Genomic DNA, 23,145 nt, shown 5'->3' with positions numbered 1-23,145 from the left:
ATCTCATTAATTTCCAATAAAATCAGTCTGTTAAAAAAAGCTAGCACAGTTTATTCTATTATACCATCTTGTCTAACAGGGTGTTCTTACCTTACTATTACTGATTGAGTCAAGTTTTTGTGGGAGTTTTTTTAGCTCCCTTTTTTATAAAGTAAAACCTCTAAGTTTGTATCCGCTTTCCAATTGGTTTTGTTCTTCCAACTGTTGATTCTCTCATTTTTTAAAAACCTTTTAATCCCTGTAAGGCAAAGTGAACGGGTTTTCCAATCGCTTGATTTAAGTATGGCATGTTCTGACGCACGGTTTCTGTTACTAATTTTGTGGGTATTTTTCTTTTCGGTCGATGCTCTTTCTTTGATTTTTCCGTGGCTTTTTCCCATTTTCCATATATCGTTTGGATAGATAGATCATCCTTCAACCCAATCCACAAACGTGCCATGCTCATGACGCCTTTTTTGCTCCATGCTCTTCCATTTTTTAATCGTTTGGCTAATTGATTCATCATTGCTTCTGCACTTCCCATTGGACGATACGCTGTCGTGTCCACGCCTTTCTCCTGTAACCAACTACGGTAATCTTTTATGGTTTCCTGATGATGCGTTAAAAAGCCGAGGAAATGCGCTAGTTTTTCTTCTTCTTCTGGTGTATCCATTGTTCCTACTGCGCTATTCAACTCTAGAAGTAATGTTTCTACCTGGTAGTTTTTTAACGCTCTTTTCATGTAGCGGTATCGAGGATGGCTCTTCATTAGTTGCTTCATCGAACGAGCGACATGAAAACGGTCCATGGTGAAAAAGGCGCGTTCCCGAAAATACTCCCGACATGCCGTTATCCAGCCTGCTCCATCGCCATTAATAATAAGCAAGGTTTGGGTTGGATCATACGCATAATGATTCTGTAAGAATGTTTCAAAAGCTTCCCAAAAGGGTTCTTTTTCTTCATAGAGAAAATGCCTTTTATTTCGGAGCCTGACTCGCTTTCCGTTTTCTTTCCATCCCTCATGTACAGCGGCGAATTTCAACTCCCATCCACGCTTTTTCTTTTCTTGACTCTTCACATATAATCCATCTACTTCGACAAACAACACCTTTTGAAAAGGACGTTTTTCCTTAGCGGGAAGTACGCTTGTATGAAGAAGATGTTGCCGTAATGCTTCGTGGCTCATCGCCGAATAGCCTAAAAATTGTTCGAACGTTTCCACCGCCTTTCGATAGGAGGAACCATTTGTCGCTAATTCTAGCCCCCATTCTTCTAATAGTGGACTAAACCCTTTATTCCCTTGAAACTGTAAATAATGATCTAACAGACAAATATATTTTTTGGTTACACGATCGAAATAATAATTACGCTTCAGCTCCACTGCTCCAAACGCTGTATCTACTCGTATTTCTCGTTTATCTCGTAAAGCAAATCTTCTTTTGTCTCGTTGCTGAGCAATCTCTAGATCCCAATTTTCTAATGTTTGAACAAGGATTTCTTGAAAGGTCATTTGTAGTGTTCGAAATAAAGTTTTTTCCAATTCTTTTAATGATGGCATTTTTGTGTTACATTGATTCATGAGAGCCTCTCCTTTTCGTAGTATTCTAGTCAAACTCTACTTTACAAAAGGAAGCTCTCTTTTTTAATACTTAATTTTTTCCAGCTACCGCGCTTTCGCTTGGTGGCCTTTTTGTCTAGTTGGGGGACGAGTCCCCCAACTAGACAAAAAGGATATTTATTCTCCCACAAACATTTTACTCATACACTATTACTCCATAAAAAAGGAAGAGGTACTTTCCTAATTGTAGAAAAACCCCCTATTTTTAAAAGTATGATTTTGAAAAAGGGGGTTTTTGATGTTTTAATTGATTTTTACCACAACATATGGAATATAAGGTATTATTAAAACACTATATGTTGTATATCCGAATTGTAAAAAAAGCTGTCGAGACTTTCTCGACAGCCTGAGGAAGAGGTACTTTCCTCTTCCTTTTTACTGCATCTTTTCACTTGATGAAAGAAGTGGTTCATACATCATTAATGCATGATTTTCTGTAATATACTCTTCTTCCAATAAGACACCTCTTTTATTAAATTTTTTTCGATAAATTTGATTGTGACGAATATAGCCTCCGAAATAAGCTGGCATGATTTGATGCGCCTTTTCAAAAACCTCATAACGAATTAAACTGGGCGATGCCCCTCTCCATTCTCCTTTTAAATGGGAATTCGTCACTTCCAGGCATAGCTGAAAAGTGGCATCTGTTTCGTTCTTGATTTGTAGGTCCAAATAATTATAGGAACATGTTGCTCCACTACCAAACGGCTGTGTTCGGTTGGAATCTGGAAAAACATCATAACTGTGGCGATGTCTTTCTACTACAGTTAAGGGTGTATGCAATGTCATCCAATAGATAAGATTAGACAGCTGGCATAAACCGCCACCTACTCCGGTTCGATAGCTTCCGGCATAAAGAACCATCCCATCAACATAGCCTTTTTTATAAGTTGGCTTTCCAATCGTTCTCCAATACGAAAATGTTTCTCCTGGTTCTAGGACAATCTGATTTAATGTCGAAACCGCAATCTTTAAATTTATAATTTTATTATATTGCAGCTTCATATCAACATCCTTTAATTCCCTTAGCAGCATGGTTTTATGGGTAAAATAGGAATGAGGTAAAAACGCCATCTGTTTTTTCTTCGCATATTGTTTCCTTGATATAATCCATTGGGCATATCTCTTGGTTATATAAAACTTTTTTCCGAAGTAAAGACGAAGGGGTGACCTTTTTTTAGGTCTTAACGATGTTATATCCATACATACTCTCCATTAATTTCCTTTTTTCTAATAATTTCTTCAAGCTTAGAAGAAACTCCTTCTTTTCTATACTTATTGTTAGATAAAATAAATTTTGAAGAAGATAAATTGCTTTATTTCTTTCCCTTCTTGGCAAATCGATAGGAAATTAAAGCAAAATTCGATACAATAGTTTATATTTAGAAGAAGACTAAAAAGCTAGGTGACGAAAGATGAATGAATTAGACGCTTTAAAATTAGAAAATCAACTTTGTTTTCTTTTATATGCGAGCTCGCGAGAATTAACGAAGAAGTATAAACCCTTATTAGAGGAACTAGATGTAACGTATCCCCAGTACTTAGTACTTTTACTACTTTGGGAACATAGAAGTCTTAGTGTAAAGGAGATGGGGAATTACTTATACCTTGATTCTGGCACATTGACACCGATGTTAAAGAGAATGGAACAGCAGCAATTGATTCAGCGGAAACGTTCCCTTGAGGATGAACGCTCTGTGCTCATTACCTTAACAGAAAAAGGTACGTCTTTACAGCAAAAAGCAGAATGTATTCCGACAGAGATTACCAAGCTTTTTGGCAAAACGCCTGAAGAGGTCAACAAATTAAAGCAAGCTCTTCTAAAGCTTTTACAAAACCTGACTTAATTCCATGCAGATGGATAAATTGAGATGAACAAAAAAAGAGAGCAGAAGGAATATCCAACCTCCTTCTGCTCTCTTTTATCTTATTAAGCTGTAACAACTTCTAATTGGACATCAATATTTCCTCTTGTTGCTTTAGAGTATGGACAGAAATTATGCGCCTTGTGTACAAGATCCTCTAGAACGGTCTTTTCAATCCCAGTTCCTTTTACAGATAATTTCACACTTAATTTGAATCCTTGATCTGTTTCGTCTTTAAGTAAACTAACACTTGCAGTCGTTTCTGATTCGAATTTCACTTTTTCTTTTTGTGCCATTAATTGTAATGCTCCGTCAAAACAAGCTGCATACCCTGCTGCAAATAATTGCTCAGGATTTGTTGCATCCTCTAATTCCTTTGCTCTTTGCGTGCCTGGCATAGCTGTATCAAATTGAATAACATAATCTTCAGATTCTACTCTACCTTCTCTTCCTCCAGTTGCTGTAACAGATGTCGTAAGTATTGTATCGCTCATCATTCATTCCTCCAATAATATATTATTTTTTTACCACTATACACATAGTACACAATTTAATTTTACAAAACAAATATTTTGTACTCTTTTTTTAAATTACCTTTTTAAAGAAAAATAAACATGCCTATGTCACCAAAAATATGCCCCTTAACTTAAGCTCCAAATAACTCGAGATAGATTACTTACAACAACTTCCCTCCATCATCAAAGACTATTTTCGTAAAGTTTGGTGCTATTGCACGCAGCCTGAATACACTTCGCTTTCCCTGAGGCTACAGAAATCTACGTGTATTCATACTGCTCAGTTTTTCCAAATAATTAATTTTTAGAAACCCCCTAATAAAAAAAGCCCAAAAAGATTTCTCCTTTTGAGCATTTCCTTATTTACTAAACCATTTTCCAATCGCCGTGAATAATCCCTTTTTGTTATTTTCTTTGAAAGCTTCCGCTTCTATTTCATTTGTTTTTTGTTGGCCTACATAAATATTTTCTTTATTTATCGCATGATCGTACGCAATTAATAAACCTATATCACTATCTGCATCTTTATTAGTGACAATCGTATATTCCATGTGTACTTGATTCGCTTCCTTGATGTACTTGGATAAGTATGAATAGTCTAAATGGCCATTTAAATATAATTTTGCTCCACTATTTTTTTTCATAGCATTTGTTATCTCTTCATAGAGTGATGGTTCAATTACTTGTGACTGGTTTAATGCAACCACCACTCTTTCTCTAAGGGTACCAAGAAATTTTCTACGTTCCTCTGGCTTCGTTTCCTTTGCTCCGTACATGCCCTTTTGCATATAATCATCTAAGTTAGGGTTTGACGACATACTCACAACTCCTTCAAATAGATTCCTCTTCCATACTATACTCTACTCTGCTTATAAAAAACCTTGTATCTTTTGAAAATTTTTAGTCATTATACAAAAAAAGAGGACAAGCATTACTTTCCCTCTTTGAATGGGGAGCATAATGCCTAGCACTCTCTCTTGTCATTACTGATAAATATGAATATACGGTTCGTCTGCATCAACATCACGAACAATTAATGATTCTGGACCGTATACAGAAGTAATACTAACCTGTACAGAGGAATTATTATTTGGTGGAAAATGTTCCATAACCTTCCCCGCTACAAATTGGGTGAAGCCGAGCGCCTCTGCTTCTCCATAAAACTGAATTGGGATCTCGATACTTAAATTCTGCATTTTATCATTAACATAGAAGGCTCTTCCTACCACACCGTTAAAGTTTGGAAAATACTTTTCTATATCTTGTTTAAAATAAGAAAACGAGTCAACTTCTGATTTATATTTTGTATCTGAGCTTGGGAATAATACATATTTTTCATTAATGCTTTCCCAGTCACCTATACTTTTGCTGTTTCCTGCAACTTTTGAGTAAGCAAAGAAGTTTCCAGGTACAACAGAAGAGCTTTCTTTTTGTTCAAAAAGAGAAATAATGATTGGAACCTGTTCAAGTCCTTCCACCTCTCTAATTCTTTTTACTACTTCTGCTGCAATTTTCTTTCCTTCTTTTTCAAGCTTTGTTCGATCTAGTTTAAGTTCTTTTGCCGCTCCCTTTTCTTCATAGGAATAGACAGAATTCATAGCTAAACCAATTGATATTCCACCAAGCTTCAAACTATTATCATCGGTTTTCACTAAGTAATCATGCTCCAGTATATGGGCTAAATAAATAGGCTCTTTTCCGTTTTCCTTGCCAGCTGGATTTAAGCCTTCAGCATTCTTACTTGATTTTCTCCCCAGCCAATTTGAAATCAAAGTACGATCTAAATACTGCCCTTCTTGGAAGAAGTATTTTTCTGGGTCATAGGCATTTTGTGCTATTCGCATTAAGCCTGTTTCAAATTCGGCAATATCATAGCGTGTATTTAAATTATTAACAACTAATCCCCTTGCTTCAGAGGCTTTAAATGGAACAACCACCTTATAATAATCGTCGGAGATTTTATAGTTTGGCAGGATGGCCGTTTCTGTTGTATTACTATCTACATCTTCTGTCTTTACTTTTTCTTCTTTATTAAAGTTTGGTGCACAAGCTGATAGGATCAATACTAGTACCAATAACATCATCACGTGTTTTTTCATTCATTAAACACACCTTTATTTTTCAATTCTTCCATAAGTCTTTCCTCATCCCAAACTTCAATGCCAAGTTGCTCTGCTTTTGTTAGTTTGCTGCCTGCATCTTCTCCTGCAATAACCAAATCTGTTTTCTTGCTTACACTTCCTGTTATTTTCCCACCAAGTAATTCGATTTGTTCTTTTGCTTCATTACGAGAAAGTTGTTCTAACTTTCCAGTTAAAACGATTGTTTTGCCAGCAAAGACGGAATCTGCCTCTTCTGTCGCTACTGGTAATGGACCTGTATATTCCATATTAACGCCATAAGCTTTTAACTCCGTAATTAATTCCAATACTTCTTCCTGTTCGAAAAAAGTGACGATGGAATCAGCCATTTTTTCCCCAATTTCATTAATGGCTGTTAAATCCTCTTTGGTTGCTACCATAAGCTGATCCATATGTTTGAACTCCATCGCAATCGTTTTTGCTGCTTTTGCTCCCACATGTCTAATCCCTAAGCCAAATAATAGCCTTTCAAGGGAATTTTGTTTTGAATTCGCAATTGCCTGTAATAAATTATTAACAGACTTTTCGCCCATTCTTTCTAATTGAATCAATCGTTCAAATTCCAATGTGTATAAATCGGCAACATCTTCAATTAATTTTTCAGAAAATAATTGGCTTATTACTCGTTCACCAAGTCCATCTATATTCATTGCATTTCTAGAGACAAAATGAATTAAGCCTTCCCTGATTTGCGCTGGACATTTTGGATTGATACAGCGTAATGCCACTTCTCCTTCTAAACGGACAAGTTCACTAGCGCATTCCGGACAATGAGTAGGCATTAGAAACTCTACTTCTTCTCCAGTTCTTTTTTCCACTAGAACATTCACTACTTCTGGAATAATATCGCCGGCTTTTTTGACAATTACCGTGTCACCAAGTCTAATATCTTTCTCACGTATGAGGTCCTCGTTGTGTAAAGAAGCCCTTTTCACTGTTGTCCCAGCAACTTTTACTGGTTCTAGTAATGCTGTTGGTGTTACAACACCGGTTCTACCGACATTTAGTTCAATATTAAGAAGCTTTGTCATTACTTCTTCTGCTGGGAATTTATAAGCTATTGCCCATCTCGGACTTTTCACTGTTGTTCCAAGCTGCTCTTGATGAGCTAAATTGTCTACTTTTATAACAATACCATCTATTTCATATGGCAAGTGTGGACGTTTGTCCTGCCAGCTGTCGATGTACTGTATAACATCATCAATCGTTGTACATTTTTTTCTTTCTTTGTTCGTCTTAAAACCAAGTGTATCTAATAAATCAAGACCTTCGCTATGTGATTGGACACCAGTCTCACCCACATCTCCGATTGCATAAAGAAAAACATCCAGATTACGTGATGCAGCGATTCGTGGATCTAATTGGCGTAAAGAACCTGCTGCAGCGTTTCGAGGATTTGCAAATGGTTCTTCCCCAGTTTCGTCTTTTATTTTATTAAGAGCCTCGAATGATTTTTTCGGCATAAATGCCTCTCCACGAACTTCTAAACTCACCGGTTGATTTAAGCGAAGAGGAATGGAACGAATCGTTTTTAGGTTGGCTGTAATATCTTCACCAGTCGTTCCATCCCCTCTTGTTGCGCCTTGCTCAAATAAACCATTTTCATATCGAAGAGAAACAGCAAGTCCATCTATTTTTAATTCACAAACGTACGAAAAATTATCGCCGATAACCGCGCGGACCTTCCGATCAAAATCGCGTAAATCCGCCTCATTAAATGCGTTCCCTAGGCTCAACATTGGTTTTCGATGTTGAACCTTCGAGAACATATCCAATATTTCTCCACCAATTCGCTGGGATGGTGATTCATTGGTTTTTAAGCTTGGAAATTGTTCTTCCAAACGAATCAATTCATTTAATAATGCGTCGTATTCTGCATCAGGAACAGAAGGATTATCCAGAACATAATATTCATACCCATATTGATTTAATAAATTATGCAGCTCTTTTACTCGCTTTTCTGCAAGGTTTTGTTCCATATACCCTTTTCCTTTCTTCCTTATCCTTTTTGAATCGGTGCAAATTTGGCCAATAGTCTTTTAATGCCTACTGGACTAGGAAAAGCAATGTCTAGCTCTTTTGAATCGCCTTCTCCTTTTACACTAACAACCGTACCAGTACCCCATTTTCCATGAACAGCTTTGTCTCCTATATTCCATCCAATCCCTTCTCCACCTGTAGCAACAGTAGCAGGACGAATAACAGCCTTTCTTGTTGGCTGTTGTTGCACATAGGAGTTTCGAGTTCCACTTTGTGATGGAGCCATTCTTTGTCGATTGTTAACTGGACTTAGACCTTCTAGTAAATCTTCCGGAATTTCTTTAACAAAGCGAGATGGTGGATTCATATTAGTACGTCCAAATAACGTTCTCATCTGCGCATTTGTCAAATATAATTGCTTCTCTGCCCGTGTAATCCCTACATATGCAAGGCGGCGTTCCTCTTCCATTTCCGTTTCTTCCATTAAAGAACGGGAATGAGGGAATACGCCTTCTTCCAAGCCGATTAAGAAAACTATTGGGAATTCTAAACCTTTTGCTGAGTGCAGCGTCATTAAAACAACAGAATCTGCTTGTTTTCCATCTTCATCTAATTTATCAATATCAGCAACCAATGCTAGATCTGTTAAGAAAGCAATTAATGATTTATCATCGTTTGCTTCTTCAAAGTTCTTCGATACTGACATAAATTCTTCAATATTTTCTAATCTGCTTTGCGCTTCAATCGATTTTTCTGCTTTTAACATGTCTACATATCCAGATTTATCGATAACTTCTTCAACTAGCTCTGTCACAGATAAATATTCCTGCATTCTCGTGTAATTTTGAATCAAATCACGGAATTCACTCGCAGCCTTTGTAATCTTGGGACTTAAGCCAATTAATTCAACAGCTTCTAATGCTTGATACATGGACATATCATGCATTGCTGCGAAATTCGCAATCTTATCAACCGAGCTAGATCCAATTCCACGTTTAGGAACATTGATTACCCTTTGGAAACTAATATCATCATCAGGATTAGCAATTAAACGTAGATAAGCAAGCGTATCCTTAATTTCCTTTCTATCGTAGAACTTTATACCTCCAACAATCGAATATTCAATATTTGACTTAAGAAGCATTTCCTCCATTACACGGGATTGTGCGTTCGTACGATAAAGTATAGCTATATCTGATAAATTAAGGGAACTTTCTCTTCTTAATTCTTGAATTTTCCCGATAACAAATTGTGCTTCCCCTTGCTCACTATCCGCTCGGTAATAGTAAATCTTGTTGCCATCTTCATTTTCTGTCCATAAGTTTTTATCTTTACGACCAGAATTATTAGCAATTACCTGATTTGCAGCCTGAAGAATGCGTTTTGTGGAACGGTAGTTTTGTTCCAACATAACTACTTTTGCATTCGGATAATCCTTTTCAAAAGAAAGGATGTTTGAAATATCAGCACCACGCCATGCATAAATGGACTGATCGGAATCACCCACTACACATAGATTGCGGAATCTGCTTGCTAGAAGCTTTACAAGCATATATTGCGATCTATTCGGTTGCGATAGGTAAGACTTTGAAGTAATCTCCATCTTTTCCCCCGCTTAGCACCGTACGTGAGACTTTCACCTCATACGGCGCCCCATCAACTACTAGCTCGTTACATTATCAATTACACAGTTGCCCACTTTTTTACGAAGAGCGTTAACTTTACTCAGTTGTTCTTCATTAAGATTCAGTACATTAAGGTACTTATTAATGGCGCTTTCCTTTACCGCATGGATTAACTTATGGACTTCCTTACATATAAATATAAGGTTTTGATAAGCGTCCGTTCCACCTTTATTTCTAGGCTTTTTATGATGGAGTTCCATTTCCCCAATGATTAAATCTTTACGTGTTATTGCACATTTACCTAATTGAGCAATATATTTTGAGAGTCGATTGTCATTGTATTCCATACTCTCCGATTTTATTGGGTTTTCCATCAAATAATGTACCATGATCGGTGGTACAGCCTCTTGGCTATTGTGAACCAAGATTCGTCCACTTTCGGTATAAGAGTTTTTCTCCTGAGTAAAGTTCAAAGGGCTTTTGTGTTTCACCCCATCTATCGGGAATAAAATCATGCCACACGCAAAGAATTTCTTTTTATTAAGATAATCTTTATATGCTTTTTGAAAGAATGGTGTGATAACTCCCTTTGAACTCTTTGCTTTTTTAAGCTTGTTATACAGGATTCGTTTGACTGAGTAAGAAATTTCACTGAAATCCTTTGTCGTATGTGTCGCATACCGATAATAATTGTGAATTCCCAAGATAGTTGAGTTAAATTTAGTTACTTCAGCCTTATTCGGTTTTCTTCGAATAAATTCAGCTTTTGTTTTTATTTTCTCAATTACCTTGCGTCGTGATTTATCTGTCATATGCGATTTAACAACACGCTTTTTGCCTTTTGGAACTACTTTGAACTTAAACCCTAGAAACTCCGAATAGTTCTTACGTAAATTGACTACTCTCGATTTCTCATTGCTGATTTCAAGGCCTAATCTTTCCTTTAACCACTGCTTAGAAGATTCAAATATAATAAATGCGGTTTTGTGGTCTCGACAAAAGATTTTAAAGTCATCTGCATATCTTACAATAAACATTTCCTTTAACTTGGTATACCTTTTAAGGGTGGCGTATTTCACCGTTTGGTCAAACCGCTGTTTTCCACCAATTACACGTATCTTTGTGTAATCCTTTCTCGTCTTAAATGTTTCCCACTGATTACTTATCCACCAGTCGAATTCATTCAATACTACATTTGAAAGTAACGGAGAAAGAATTCCTCCCTGTGGAGTTCCCTTAGTAGGTTTCCCAATTCCTTTAACCTCAGCTTTGAGCATCTTACTTATAATCGAAAGAATACGTTTATCCCTAATTCCAATTGTCCATAGTTGTTTAAGCAACTTCCCATGATCAACGTTATCGAAGAAACCTTTAATATCAACATCTACTACATAATGTAGTTTGTTTTTGTTTGCTAATGTTACAGCCCTTGAATATGCGTGGATTTGACTCCGATGAGGTCTGAATCCATAGCTATGTTTATGAAAGCGAGCCTCGCATATAGGTTCAAGAACTTGTAATAAGCATTGTTGAATAAGTCTATCTTCAATAGTAGGAATTCCTAAAGGACGAATGCCGCCATTTGGCTTTTGGATTTCCTTACGTTTCACTTTATGAGGTTTATAATCATCTAGGCGATTTTTAACATATTGTACAAGCATATCAGGGCTTCTAAGTCCGATTTCGAATATAGTGTTTTGATTCACTCCTGCTGTCTTACTTCCCTTGTTTTTCTTGATGTTACGAAAAGCAAGTTTAACATTTGCAGGGTTTACAACTAATTCATATAACTTATTAAAAGTTTTTCCTTCCGAACTTAGCTGATATAACTGGTCAAACATGTCTTGCGTGTTGTAATACTCATTGTTTCTCAGCTTTTGACTTTTTAACTCCTTCGGCTTTGCATGGGTTTCAGTCAATTACTCACCTCTTTACATTCCCAAATTGGGTTTGTAATTTCAGCTTTCATTTCTCTTAGTCATACTCGAACCTGAAATTTCTGTGATAATAATGTCGTCTTCTAACAGTTGACTAATGGCTATCCCTCCACTGTTTGTTATCACAGTTTCTTTGGTACTGTGCCATTACCTTCACCGACATAAAAGAGGTTATACATATACACTTTCGACATATATGCTTTCCCTGCTACCGCTTCATAGAGTGCAAACTCTCCACGTTATCGGCTTACCACGTTCCAAGAATCCTATCTATTCATTCACAATCCGTAGGTGATTCCTCTAGCCCTGTTAGCTGGATGGTGCCTGTAACACCATAAGGTATTTCATAAAGACAAATTTTACTCTACCTCACTAACCCCGACATGCGGGACTATCCATTTCGAATAGCTATACCTCTAGAGCCGTACATTCGGAATTTCGTCAATAGATGGCTGTGACATCTAATTTCTCACCATAGACTATCTTGTAGAACCCCGGTCTATCAGCCATACCCTCTGCCTCCAGAGAGCTTTCCTCGTCTTTCTCGTTAGGATGACCTTCAACCGACTTCACCGAGCTTATAACCTTCAAGTGTTTTGCACCACCTGAACGCTATTCGGAGGATTAGGCGAGCCTTTCAGGGCGTTACCCCATCATTCGACTCTTCAGATTCTTAGTTCTCCTAGCTTTAAGCTAGTGGCTAATCTTTTCAATTAGCAACGTGTCGCACTATCCTGATACTCATCCACATGAATATATTGAAATTTACGCTGATAGTATTCCAACACTTCTGGTACTCTTTGAAAAAGATGGATTGTCTGCATAATTAAATCATCGAAATCTAACGCTTGGTTTTTGCGTAAACGTCTTTGATACTCTGTATATACATCACTAACAATTTGAGAGAAGTAATCGCCTGCAGTCTTCGCAAATTCTTCTGGAGTAACAAGTTCATTCTTTGAAGAACTAATACTTGCTAAAATAGCACGAGGATCATATTTCTTCGGATCGATATTACGGTCTTTCAGAATACCCTTAATAACCGACTGCTGATCTGTTGTATCTAATATTGTGAAATTTCGATTGTAACCAATTCGATCAATATCTTTTCTTAAAATCCGTACACACATGGAGTGGAAGGTTGATATCCATATTTCTTCACTTGCTCCACCTAAAACAGCTGCTATCCTTTGACGCATTTCCTTTGCTGCTTTATTGGTAAACGTAATAGCCAAGATATTGTATGGATTGACTCCCTTTTCCACCATAAGATAAGCAATTCTCTGTGTTAAAACACGAGTTTTTCCACTTCCCGCTCCAGCCATAATTAACAAAGGGCCATCTGTTGCTTTAACAGCTTCCTTCTGTTCAGGGTTTAATCCATTTAATATTTTATCTGTTAAAAATTGCATCTTTTCACCACCATAAGAACATATATTCTATTTTAACTTAGATTTATTGTATATTCAACGATTGCTCTTTTTTATTTCAACAGTACGCAATGCAGCAGATAAATCTTTGTAAATAATATTTCCGACTACCACGACATCTGCATAGTTTCCCATTTCCTCTGCTTGTTCTAGCGTTTCAATTCCTCCACCATAAAACAGTACCGTTTCGTTCAACTGACTTTTAGCTGCCTTTACAAACGAAGGGTCACCATAGGCTCCACTGTATTCCAGATAAAAAATAGGCAAATGAAACATTTTCTCTGCCATCAATGCATATGCAGCAACGTCCTCTTCGGATAAATCCATTTTCGCACTCGTTAACTTCGCTGCTTTACAGTCTTTATTTAACACACAATAACCTTGGATTAAGAATTCATCCCAATCCATTAGTTCTCCATATTCTTTTACTGCTTCATGATGAAGACCAGTAATCCATTTTGTATCAGTACTATTTAAAACTGTAGGAATAAAATATAAATCAAATCCGGGTGAAACCGAATCTATTGTTGACACTTCTAATATACAAGGAACCGTGTAACGACGGACACGAGCCATTAGGTTTAGTACATTATCTAACGTAATACCATCCGTTCCACCAATGATGATTGCATCTGTACCAGATTCACATAAACTATCAAGTGCCTCATCGGAGATATCCTTATTTGGGTCTAATTTAAATACATGACGCCATTCGCGCACATCATACATGCAAACTTCCTCCATTCTAACCATTACATCATTTCATTATAGCATTAGATATTCCATCAAAAAAGAAATCCTTCTGTTTAATTGCTTGTAAATATTTCATAAACATTAGAAAAGGGCAAACACCTTGCTTACCGCCATACAAACGGGAATGGTATCGTCTGAAATAAAGGAAACACGGTGAATGGTCAGAAAGCCCATCAGCACCTGGGGATCGGAGTTAAACACCAAATTAACTTCCAAAACCTATTCTTTTTCAACTCTTAAAAAGAATAGGAGGGAACCTCTCTTTTTACTATTGGACGAAAAGGAATTCTCGATTGTTTCATTTTTAACAAAGTAAATATATTTAGCTTTCTTCTAGAAAAGGTTAATTTCCCAATAAAGTGAAACTTTCATCAGTGGGGGTTTTCCTTCTTCTCCCACTGATAGTTAGTTGAACCAATCGGACCTTTACGGACAGTTGCTCTCCCTCCTATCTTCCTCGTATTTTCATAAGCTTGAGGCAGGAGGCTTACTGGCCGTTAAGAGTGGGATAAAGTGAAACTTCTATCAGTGGGGTTCCTTCCTCCCCCACTGATAGTTAGTTGAACCAATCGGACCTTTACGGACAGTTGCTCTCCCTCTTATCTTCCTCGTATTTTCATAAGCTTGAGGCAGGAGGCTTACTGGCCGTTAAGAGTGGGATAAAGTGAAACTTCTATCAGTGGGGTTCCTTCCTCCCCCACTGATAGTTAGTTGAACCAATCGGACCTTTACGGACAGTTGCTCTCCCTCTTATCTTCCTCGTATTTTCATAAGCTTGAGGCAGGAGGCTTACTGGCCGTTAAGAGTGGGACAAAAAAAGGACTGTCCAAAAAGAGAAATCTTCAAGTAATAGGAGGTAGCGAGGCTCGTCGTTAGCTACATACATATTATCTTGTGATTAAATCTCTTATTTAGGACAATCCTTAATTCTTATTCTTCTGCTTTTGTCGGTTCTTCTTCCTTAATACGTGATAGTGCTAATTCGTATGCATCGTTTCCATAATTTAAGCAACGTTTTACACGAGAAATAGTTGCAGTACTTGCACCCGTTTCTTTTTCAATCGTGTGATACGTATTGCCTTCTCGAAGCATCCTTGCAACTTCTAACCGTTGTGATAATGATTGAATTTCGTTCACCGTACATAAATCATCAAAAAACTGATAGCATTCTTCCAATGTTTCGAGGGAAAGAATAGATTTAAATAACTGATCCAATTCTCTTCCTCTTAATTTATCAATTTGCATAGGAAACCTCCATTTTTTCTTTTGACTCTTTTAATGAATAAGCTTTATTGTTTTAAAAACAGTTTTTATAAACCCGCAGACAGAATACACTTCGCTTTCCATGGAAGTCTACATGTATTCTGTCTACTCCGTATTAATCTAAATTTTTTCTATTGTTAACCAACAATAATCTTTTAGAAAACTGACTTTTTAAATAGTCAATCATTCTTTCCATATAACAGCATCCTTTAGTCCAGGAGTAGAAGGAATAATATTAATCCAAGTCTTCCCAGGTACAAATCCAACCTGTTTGTCTCCTTTAAATGGGAGAATGCGTCCGTCTATATTTTTCCAATTAACCTCTTGCCATTTGCCATGCTGCAATAAATAAGCCTGGCCGCCAGATGTTAAATCAATTTCTTTTCTTCCTTTATTGTCAACTACCTTATGGCTAGTCTCTACAATAAAAACATTATCAACTGCAACAGATGCATTTGTTTCATTATCTACCGTTTGTTCTCCATTTGAAAAACGAATATATTTCTGTGCATCTTCGTCATAGATAAACTGCGAATTAAAACTTGGGTTTTTACCATAATTAATACTAACCGATTTTGCCTCTTCTCCCTCCATCGCCTCTAACTCTGTTGCTTTTAGAAATAGTAAAGGTTCTGGTGCCCCTGTGAGCGAATAATTATTTGCCTTTGCGCCCTTCTCAATATTGGCAAAGCTTATGTAAGAATTATGAGGAGCAACTCGGGCAGAAGACCTTTTAAAGAGGGTTCCATCATACTCCATCCCATTTAAATTATCAATATAACCGTTAGTAAGTAGCTTTTTCGCTTCCGGACTATATCCATGGGCAATATACAAGCTATTATACCCCTTTGCTAGCTCGATATAATAATCTCGGGAACTACGGACTGGACCAACTACCTTAGGCTTATAACTTTGATAAACCGCTAGAAAACGAGTGACTTCCCCTTCTGCTAATAATTCATACACAATATCTGCATCTGTAAGTCCTGTTTGGGGTCTCGCATCAGGATGATTATTAATCATAACAGTAACTGCACGGTCTGTACTTTCGGTGTTGCTAGGCAACCCAGTAAGTGGATACAAAGTAGCAAGATCTTCTAGCCCTTGATCATCTTTGACGCCATTTCCAGTTTGATTACCATTATGATTGCTTACATCCTTTGGTTCATCATTACAAGCAGTTAAGGTAAGAAGCAGAAATAGAAAAACAAACAAACTTTTCTTCATAGTCCCCTCCTATTTTTCAATCGACACAACGGAATGCTTTGTGACTTTAAAACCTACTCCCCTTTTAGGGAGCAGATCTTTACTTATTAAATATATCAGAATATTCTAATTAAACAATGGGACTCTTTTATATTTTAACGCATTATCGCTGGAAAGAGTACATTTTTATTCATTACATCATATAATCCTTTTTGTGTTATTCGAATATATGGTAAATGGGTAGAGGTAAAAAATACAATCGTATAAATTGGATCCTCATATTTATAGCCCTTGTCTTTAATGTATTCCAACAATTCCTTTTCTTTTTCAATAAGTTCTGCCATTGGCATAGAAGCCATCATACCTCGTAATGGCAATGGAATTTCAATATCTACCTTGCCATTTTTCACTAGTACAATTCCTCCACCTATCTCTTTTAATCGTTCAAATGCAGTTATCATATCTGCCTGACTTTTTCCTAACAAAACAATATCTCCATCCCCAGTATAAGAACTAGCCATTCCTCCAATTTTATTTGTAAATCCTTTTAATAAAGTGTTTATTCGCCATTCTCCTTCTCGATCGAGCAGCATAAAATAACATTCATCATGTTCCTCTGTCAGAATAACATCAGAGACATTTATAGAGATGGAATATGGTTTTGTAATGACCGCATTCTCCAAGCTAATTCCAAATGGCATCGAAAATTGCATATCAAGGCTATTAACACTCCACTTTATATCTAACGGACTTAAGTCAAATTGCTGCCAATCAACGGTTGGATATGCTTCTTTTATTGCCTTTCCATCTTTTTTCACCCAAATTCCTTTTGCTAATACTGAGACAGGCGTTGGATTATTTATATCCTGAAGGAAATTGATATTTGCCACCCTACCTGTTGCAATATTTCCATGCATATGTTCAATCCCATGATATTTTGCAATATTAATGGTTGCCATATTATAGGCGTCTATTACTGGAACATGATTCATTGCTATTTGAATTAATTGATCAATATGCCCATTTTCATAAAAAGAAGATGGTGATCCGTCTGTTGTTAACATAAAATAATCATACTGATCAATTCCTAATTCTTTAATTTCGGTTAATAATTTTGGTAAATCTGGCCGAATAGAAGAGTAACGAAGGCTTACTTTATATCCTTGAAGTAAACGATTTAGCACTTCTTTTCCTGTCATCGCTTCATGATCACTATCTACTCCTAGTAGCATTAATTTTGCTAAGGTTTTCTCAGATGCACCTGGAAAATGTCCTTCGATTCGTTTTCTTAATCGTTTTGTCTCCTGCATCCAATGAAGCATCATATCGTCACCATCTAAAAGCTTTGGCCATCCCGTTAATTCTCCACCTTGAATAACCGCATCATGCTCCAGCCAGCTTTTCACATTCCCATGGGAAAAGACTTGTTCTTCCTCATTTAGTTCTGTTTGAGCATCATATCTACTCCACCATAAAATGGTGGAAGGTATCTCTTTCATAAACTCTAAAAAAGTAAACGCTTTCTTTTTTTCTAACTGCATAGCCAAAACTAGGTTGTCATTCACATGTGTAGTTGTTCCAAATTGTGATGTATATTGAGCTAAGGTTAGGGGATTATAAATTTGAAAAGGATGCGCATGTGGTTCCATGTATCCTGGAACTAAAAAGAAATCTGTGCAATCAACAACTTCTGCTTGATCCATTCGTTTTGGCATATCATTGCCCACATAAATGATTCTATCTTGATAAATCCATATATTCGCTATAAGCCACTTGCGTAAAATCTGATTTAAATAAGTGGCATTTATTAGAACCACTGTGGGGGATTTTTCACCATTCAAAATGGATACATGGTCACGCAAAACTTTGTTTTTCCATCGATATCGCTGAGCTAACACTACGCTTCCTCCCTTTTCATATCTGTCTCATGTATATAAAAATGTAGCGAGTTTTCTTTAAATGACTGGGAATTTGCAGGTAATTCCCGAAGATTAACATTATTTTACCATATAAAATAGGAAAACATATTACCGTTTTGTTAAATTTATGTAGGAGGACCGAAACTTATGAATCCAAAACAAAATATAAGTTTAATTAACGCGCTGATTCGCATTGCTTGCGGCTTTGCATTTCTCGCATGGAGTACTGCCAAGATGTCGAGGAAGCCATATAGACAATCCTACTTTCTGATAGCATTACTTGCTGGAATGAAAATCGCTGAAGGAATTGTCCGCTATTGCCCGGTAGTTGCTCTTTATGAAAAAAAGGACACCATCATGCCTAAAGTTCAACATAAAAACAGTTCCCATACGGAATCCCATCATAATGAGAAAAAAGATTCTTCCTCCACTATGGAAGTGGAAAATATAATGGAACAATTTAGTCCAGAGAAAATCTTTTCCCCAGATGATATGAAAAAATAAGTAATTAGTAAAGGGCGATCCAATACCTATATTCGGGTAGCCCTTTTTTGCATGTAATCAATAGGTTTAGGAATGGCTTAACGTGGTAAATTCAATAACACAAATGAAAGAAGGAGCTGTTAACAATGACAAATCCGAAAAATCCATTAGATTTATACTATACAGAGGAATTTCCAAAACAATATCAAGAGCCTCCCGGTGTACAAGCTAAAATGAATCCACAACCTGACTGTGGAGAAACAAGCTACAAAGGATCTGGAAAATTAAAGAACCGAAAAATACTAGTAACCGGTGGTGATTCCGGAATTGGCCGTGCAGCTGCCATTGCCTATGCCCGCGAAGGTGCTGATGTAGCGATTAACTATCTGCCTGAAGAACAAGAGGATGCTGATGAGGTACAAAAATTAGTTGAAGCAGAAGGGCGAAAGGCTGTTCTAATACCTGGAGATTTAAGTGATGAAAGTTTTTGTAAAGAATTAGTGGACAAAGCCTATAATGAGCTAGATGGACTCGACGTATTAGCCTTAGTTGCAGGAAAGCAACAAGCGGTCGATGATATTATGGAGCTTTCAACAGAACAGCTTCGTAAAACATTCGAAGTAAATGTATTCTCTTTATACTGGGTAGTAAAAGCAGCGCTACCATACTTACCAAAAGGTTCTTCTATCATTACAACTACCTCTGTTCAAGGCTATAACCCTAGTCCGAACCTATTAGATTATGCACCATCCAAATTTGCTATCAATGGCTTTACTCGTGGACTTGCCAAACAATTAGCATCTAAAGGAATCCGCGTAAACTCTGTAGCACCAGGCCCAATTTGGACGGCCTTACAAATTACTGGTGGCCAGCCAAGTGAAGCCATCCCAACATTCGGTCAACAAGCGCCATTAAAACGTGCTGGTCAGCCAGTTGAACTATCGAGCATTTATGTATTTCTAGCATCCGATGAGTCTAGCTATGTGACTGCCCAAATATATGGTATAACAGGTGGAATTGAATTAGCTTAATCCTGTCTTCCAGTTGATTACTGATAGTGGGAGTTCCTCTCTCTGTTGCCTATTGCTTTTATTTTTCATGCTTTTGGGCACTTAGGGGCTCTCTCTGTTACCTTTTGCTTTTGTTTTTCGTGCTTACGGGCATTGAGGGGCTCTCTCTGTTACCTTTTGCTTTTGTTTTTCATGCTTACGGGCACTGAGGAGCTCTCTCTGTTACCTTTTGCTTTTGTTTTTCATGCTTACGGGTACTGAGGAGCCCTCCCTATTACGTTGCTTTTGTTTTTCATACTTTCGGGCACTGAATTATCAAAAACAACAAAAAAATCCCCATATGCAATCACCAATAAAGTGCCACATACAGGGACATCTCCTATTTAATTGCTTTAAATCCAATATCCTTACGATAGAAAACGCCATCGCTTTCTAATTTCTCTAGTTCTTTATAGACTTTATCCTGGGCATTTTTTAATGTCTTGCTTTTCGCGGCAACTAACAAAACGCGTCCACCATCTGTTGTAAATGCACCATCTTCATTAAGGTTCGTTCCTGCATGAAAAATAGAGACATCTTCCATTCTATCTAAACCTTGAATAACAGCGCCTTTTTCATAAGCATCTGGATAGCCTTTTGATGCAATGACGACACCTATCATATCCTCTTCATACCATTCAATAGTTGGCGTTTCTCCATTTAATACTGATAAGATAACTTCTACAAGATCAGACTTCATTCGCGGTAAAATAACTTGTGTTTCCGGGTCCCCTAGTCTTGCATTAAACTCAATTACCTTTGGACCTTTGTCTGTCACGATTAAGCCAGCATATAAAATGCCTGTAAATGTTCTGCCTTCTTCCATCATCGCTTTTGCAGTTGGCTTCACAATTGTTTCAATGGCTGTTTGTACGATTTTCTGATCAATGTGCGGGACAGGGGAATATGCACCCATTCCCCCTGTATTCGGCCCTTTGTCTCCATCAAAGGCACGTTTATGATCTTGAGCAATTTCCAATGGAATCACCGTTTCTCCATTCACAAACGACATTAAGGAGAATTCTTCACCAGCTAAAAATTCCTCAATAACAACGGTTGCAGAAGCGCTGCCGAATTTTTCACCAACAAGCATGTCCTTTATGCTAGCCAATGCATCTTCCATATTCATTGCAACAGTTACACCTTTCCCTGCTGCTAGTCCATCTGCTTTAATAACAATTGGTGCACCTTTTTCCTCAATATATGCTTTCGCTGCCTCATAATCAGAAAAAGTTTGGTATTCTCCTGTTGGAATATGGTATTTCTTCATTAAATCTTTGGCAAAGGATTTACTTCCTTCTATTTCAGCAGCACGTTGATTCGGACCAAATACTTTTAAGCCAGCAGCTTGAAATTGATCTACTACACCAAGAAGTAACGGTACTTCAGGACCAACAATGGTTAAATCAATTTTTTGTGTTTGGGCAAAATCAACTAATTTCGCTACCTCCGTTTCCTTTATTGCAATTCGTTCTGCCACATCGGTCATTCCGACATTTCCTGGCGCTACAAAAACTGTTTCTACTTTGTCACTTTCGCTTACCTTTGTACAAATCGCGTGCTCCCGACCACCACGGCCAATAACAAGTACATTCATCACGTATCCCCCAAGCTTAAAGATATAGCTGTTTTCGTATACTCTGTTGTTTTCATCCAGTCAGTTAACGGTAAGAACAATTCCGTTCCATTACGCTACAGACACTTGCTTCCGCGGAGAGGAGACTGAGTCTATCGGTTCTCAATCTTTCCTCTCCTAAAGTAACAATCTCATCTAAAACAGTTGAAGATATTAATGTTTGAAATGTCTTACTCCTGTCAATACCATCGCAATTCCATATTCATTTGCCTTCTTGATTGAATCTTCATCACGAATACTTCCACCCGTTTGGATAATAGCTGTGATTCCTGCTTTCGCTGCTGCTTCAACGGTGTCATCCATTGGAAAAAATGCATCAGACGCTAACACTGCTCCAGTCGCTTTTTCGCCAGCCTGCTCTAACGCAATTTTTGCAGAACCGACGCGATTCATCTGGCCTGCTCCAACACCTAGCGTCATTTCTTTGTTATTTACTACAATGGCATTTGATTTAACATGCTTCACGATTTTCCAACCGAACTTCAGTGCTTCCCATTCTTCCTCTGTAGGTTTCTTCTCTGTAGGAATCGTAATCGCTGCATCGTCTAAAGAATAGCGATCGAAATCCTGTGTTAATAACCCACCCTCAATAGAAGTAAACTTCATTTCTTTACTGCTGCCTGTTCCAAAAGGAATCGTCAATAATCGAATATTTTTCTTTCCTTGTAAAATTTCTAATGCCTCTTGAGAATAAGAAGGAGCAATGACAATTTCTAAGAAAATTTCATGTAATTTTTTTGCAGTCTCAGCATTTACTTCTCTATTTAATGCGATTATGCCACCAAAGATAGAAACTGGATCTGCTTCATATGCTTTAGAGAAAGCTGTAAAAATATCTTTCCCTGTTCCAACCCCACATGGATTACTGTGCTTGATAGCAACAGCAGCAGGTTCCGTAAACTCCTTAACGATTTGAATGGCCGCATCTGCATCATTGATATTGTTATAAGAGAGTTCTTTTCCGTGTAATTGAGTTGCGTTTGCAATCGAAAATTCCGATCCTAGAGGCTTGCGGTAAAATGCTGCCTTTTGATGCGGGTTTTCTCCATAGCGTAAAGATTGCTTTAGTTCATATGTAACTGTCAATTTCTCTGGTGTTTCCTCTTGCGTAAGTTCTGTCATATATTCTGCAATCATCGCATCATAAGCAGCTGTATGACGGAATACTTTCGCTGCAAGTTTACGTCTTGTTTCAAAAGCTACTTCGCCATCTTGCTTTAATTCCGCAATAACCGTTTGGTAATCAATAGGATCAACCACTACTGATACATACTGATGATTCTTTGCCGAGGCACGAAGCATTGTTGGTCCGCCGATGTCAATATTTTCAATTGCATCTTCTACTGTTACATCTGGCTTAGCAATCGTTTGTTGGAAAGGATATAAATTAACACAAACGATTTGAATAGGGTCAATTTTGTGTTCTTCTAATTGTGTAGCATGGCTAGGCTCATCAAATTTAGCAAGCAAGCCACCATGAATATACGGATTTAAAGTTTTCACTCTTCCTTCCAAAATTTCAGGAAAGCCAGTGACTTCACTTACACTCATTACAGGAATCCCACTATCTTGAATGGCTTTTTTTGTTCCACCTGTAGAAATCAACTCAAAACCTAATTCATGCAGCTCTTTTGCAAAATCTGTAATACCTGTTTTATCAGAAACACTAATTAACGCTCTTTTTTTCATCATTATTCCTCCTGATATTTCATGCCTGTTAATTTCTTAAGTATAATGTCCGTACGT

General features: G+C 37.3%; 16 protein-coding genes and 2 pseudogenes. 3 read left to right on the top strand and 15 right to left on the bottom strand.

All coding sequences use genetic code 11. The features are described 5' to 3' along the window. Window positions 1-220: 220 nt before the first annotated feature. Complete coding sequence (locus HHU08_RS03225; protein WP_100525934.1) at window positions 221-1,558, bottom strand: ISLre2 family transposase; 1,338 nt, start codon at window positions 1,556-1,558, stop codon at window positions 221-223. Window positions 1,559-1,972: 414 nt separating this feature from the next. Further along, window positions 1,973-2,800 carry a VanW family protein gene (locus HHU08_RS03220; RefSeq protein ID WP_169187784.1) on the bottom strand — a complete coding sequence of 276 codons (828 nt, stop codon included), beginning with the start codon at window positions 2,798-2,800 and terminating at the stop codon, window positions 1,973-1,975. A 212-nt stretch (window positions 2,801-3,012) separates the two neighbouring features. Here HHU08_RS03220 and HHU08_RS03215 point away from each other — a divergent pair, with 212 nt between their 5' ends. Next, the gene (locus HHU08_RS03215; RefSeq protein ID WP_016205052.1) at window positions 3,013-3,444 is read left to right on the top strand and encodes a MarR family winged helix-turn-helix transcriptional regulator; all 432 of its coding nucleotides are present in this window, start codon (window positions 3,013-3,015) and stop codon (window positions 3,442-3,444) included. 83 nt (window positions 3,445-3,527) lie between these two features. On the opposite strand, the gene HHU08_RS03210 is transcribed toward HHU08_RS03215, so the two are convergent. The 11 genes and pseudogenes from HHU08_RS03210 to HHU08_RS03160 form a co-directional block, all read right to left on the bottom strand. Beyond that, on the bottom strand, window positions 3,528-3,956 hold the full coding sequence (locus tag HHU08_RS03210) for an organic hydroperoxide resistance protein (RefSeq protein ID WP_016205051.1): 429 nt from the start codon (window positions 3,954-3,956) through the stop codon (window positions 3,528-3,530). Window positions 3,957-4,336: 380 nt separating this feature from the next. Further along, the gene (locus HHU08_RS03205) at window positions 4,337-4,795 is read right to left on the bottom strand and encodes a YueI family protein (protein WP_169187783.1); all 459 of its coding nucleotides are present in this window, start codon (window positions 4,793-4,795) and stop codon (window positions 4,337-4,339) included. Window positions 4,796-4,960: 165 nt separating this feature from the next. Continuing rightward, window positions 4,961-6,076, bottom strand: coding sequence for a CamS family sex pheromone protein (locus tag HHU08_RS03200; protein WP_016205049.1), 1,116 nt, complete (start codon window positions 6,074-6,076; stop codon window positions 4,961-4,963). Next, window positions 6,073-8,097, bottom strand: a complete 2,025-nt coding sequence (gene ligA / locus HHU08_RS03195; protein ID WP_101729555.1) for an NAD-dependent DNA ligase LigA — start codon at window positions 8,095-8,097, stop codon at window positions 6,073-6,075. The genes HHU08_RS03200 and ligA overlap by 4 nt, the downstream gene beginning before the upstream one ends. 20 nt (window positions 8,098-8,117) lie before the next feature. Continuing rightward, window positions 8,118-9,665, bottom strand: a pseudogene (locus HHU08_RS03190) (3'-5' exonuclease); the annotation flags it as partial. Window positions 9,666-9,761: 96 nt separating this feature from the next. Then, complete coding sequence (gene ltrA, locus HHU08_RS03185) at window positions 9,762-11,564, bottom strand: group II intron reverse transcriptase/maturase (protein WP_169189597.1); 1,803 nt, start codon at window positions 11,562-11,564, stop codon at window positions 9,762-9,764. 824 nt (window positions 11,565-12,388) lie between these two features. After that, window positions 12,389-13,072 (bottom strand): annotated as a pseudogene (locus tag HHU08_RS03180) (UvrD-helicase domain-containing protein); the annotation flags it as partial. 54 nt (window positions 13,073-13,126) lie between these two features. After that, window positions 13,127-13,819, bottom strand: coding sequence for a heptaprenylglyceryl phosphate synthase (gene pcrB, locus HHU08_RS03175; RefSeq protein ID WP_101729556.1), 693 nt, complete (start codon window positions 13,817-13,819; stop codon window positions 13,127-13,129). 954 nt (window positions 13,820-14,773) lie between these two features. Next, window positions 14,774-15,088, bottom strand: coding sequence for a YerC/YecD family TrpR-related protein (locus tag HHU08_RS03170; protein ID WP_016205045.1), 315 nt, complete (start codon window positions 15,086-15,088; stop codon window positions 14,774-14,776). Window positions 15,089-15,289: 201 nt separating this feature from the next. Further along, window positions 15,290-16,333 carry a DUF3048 domain-containing protein gene (locus tag HHU08_RS03165; RefSeq protein WP_169187780.1) on the bottom strand — a complete coding sequence of 348 codons (1,044 nt, stop codon included), beginning with the start codon at window positions 16,331-16,333 and terminating at the stop codon, window positions 15,290-15,292. 134 nt (window positions 16,334-16,467) lie between these two features. Beyond that, entirely contained in the window at window positions 16,468-18,210 is a 1,743-nt protein-coding gene (locus HHU08_RS03160) for an adenine deaminase C-terminal domain-containing protein (RefSeq protein WP_169187779.1), read from the bottom strand. A gap of 168 nt (window positions 18,211-18,378) precedes the next feature. On the opposite strand from HHU08_RS03160, the gene HHU08_RS03155 reads away from it, so the two are divergent. Both HHU08_RS03155 and HHU08_RS03150 read left to right on the top strand, forming a co-directional pair. After that, complete coding sequence (locus HHU08_RS03155; RefSeq protein ID WP_016205042.1) at window positions 18,379-18,735, top strand: YgaP-like transmembrane domain; 357 nt, start codon at window positions 18,379-18,381, stop codon at window positions 18,733-18,735. A 125-nt stretch (window positions 18,736-18,860) separates the two neighbouring features. Further along, window positions 18,861-19,745, top strand: a complete 885-nt coding sequence (locus tag HHU08_RS03150; protein ID WP_016205041.1) for an SDR family oxidoreductase — start codon at window positions 18,861-18,863, stop codon at window positions 19,743-19,745. Between the two features lie 358 nt (window positions 19,746-20,103). Here HHU08_RS03150 and purD read toward each other — a convergent pair whose 3' ends face one another. Both purD and purH read right to left on the bottom strand, forming a co-directional pair. After that, the gene (purD, locus tag HHU08_RS03145; RefSeq protein ID WP_169187778.1) at window positions 20,104-21,360 is read right to left on the bottom strand and encodes a phosphoribosylamine--glycine ligase; all 1,257 of its coding nucleotides are present in this window, start codon (window positions 21,358-21,360) and stop codon (window positions 20,104-20,106) included. A gap of 192 nt (window positions 21,361-21,552) precedes the next feature. After that, window positions 21,553-23,088 carry a bifunctional phosphoribosylaminoimidazolecarboxamide formyltransferase/IMP cyclohydrolase gene (gene purH, locus HHU08_RS03140; RefSeq protein WP_169189596.1) on the bottom strand — a complete coding sequence of 512 codons (1,536 nt, stop codon included), beginning with the start codon at window positions 23,086-23,088 and terminating at the stop codon, window positions 21,553-21,555. Window positions 23,089-23,145 lie beyond the last annotated feature (57 nt).

The organism is Niallia alba, from assembly GCF_012933555.1.
Lineage (GTDB): Bacteria > Bacillota > Bacilli > Bacillales > Cytobacillaceae > Niallia > Niallia alba.
The sequence above is the reverse complement of the archived record's forward strand: the minus strand, read 5'-3'. Positions and strand labels throughout refer to the sequence as shown.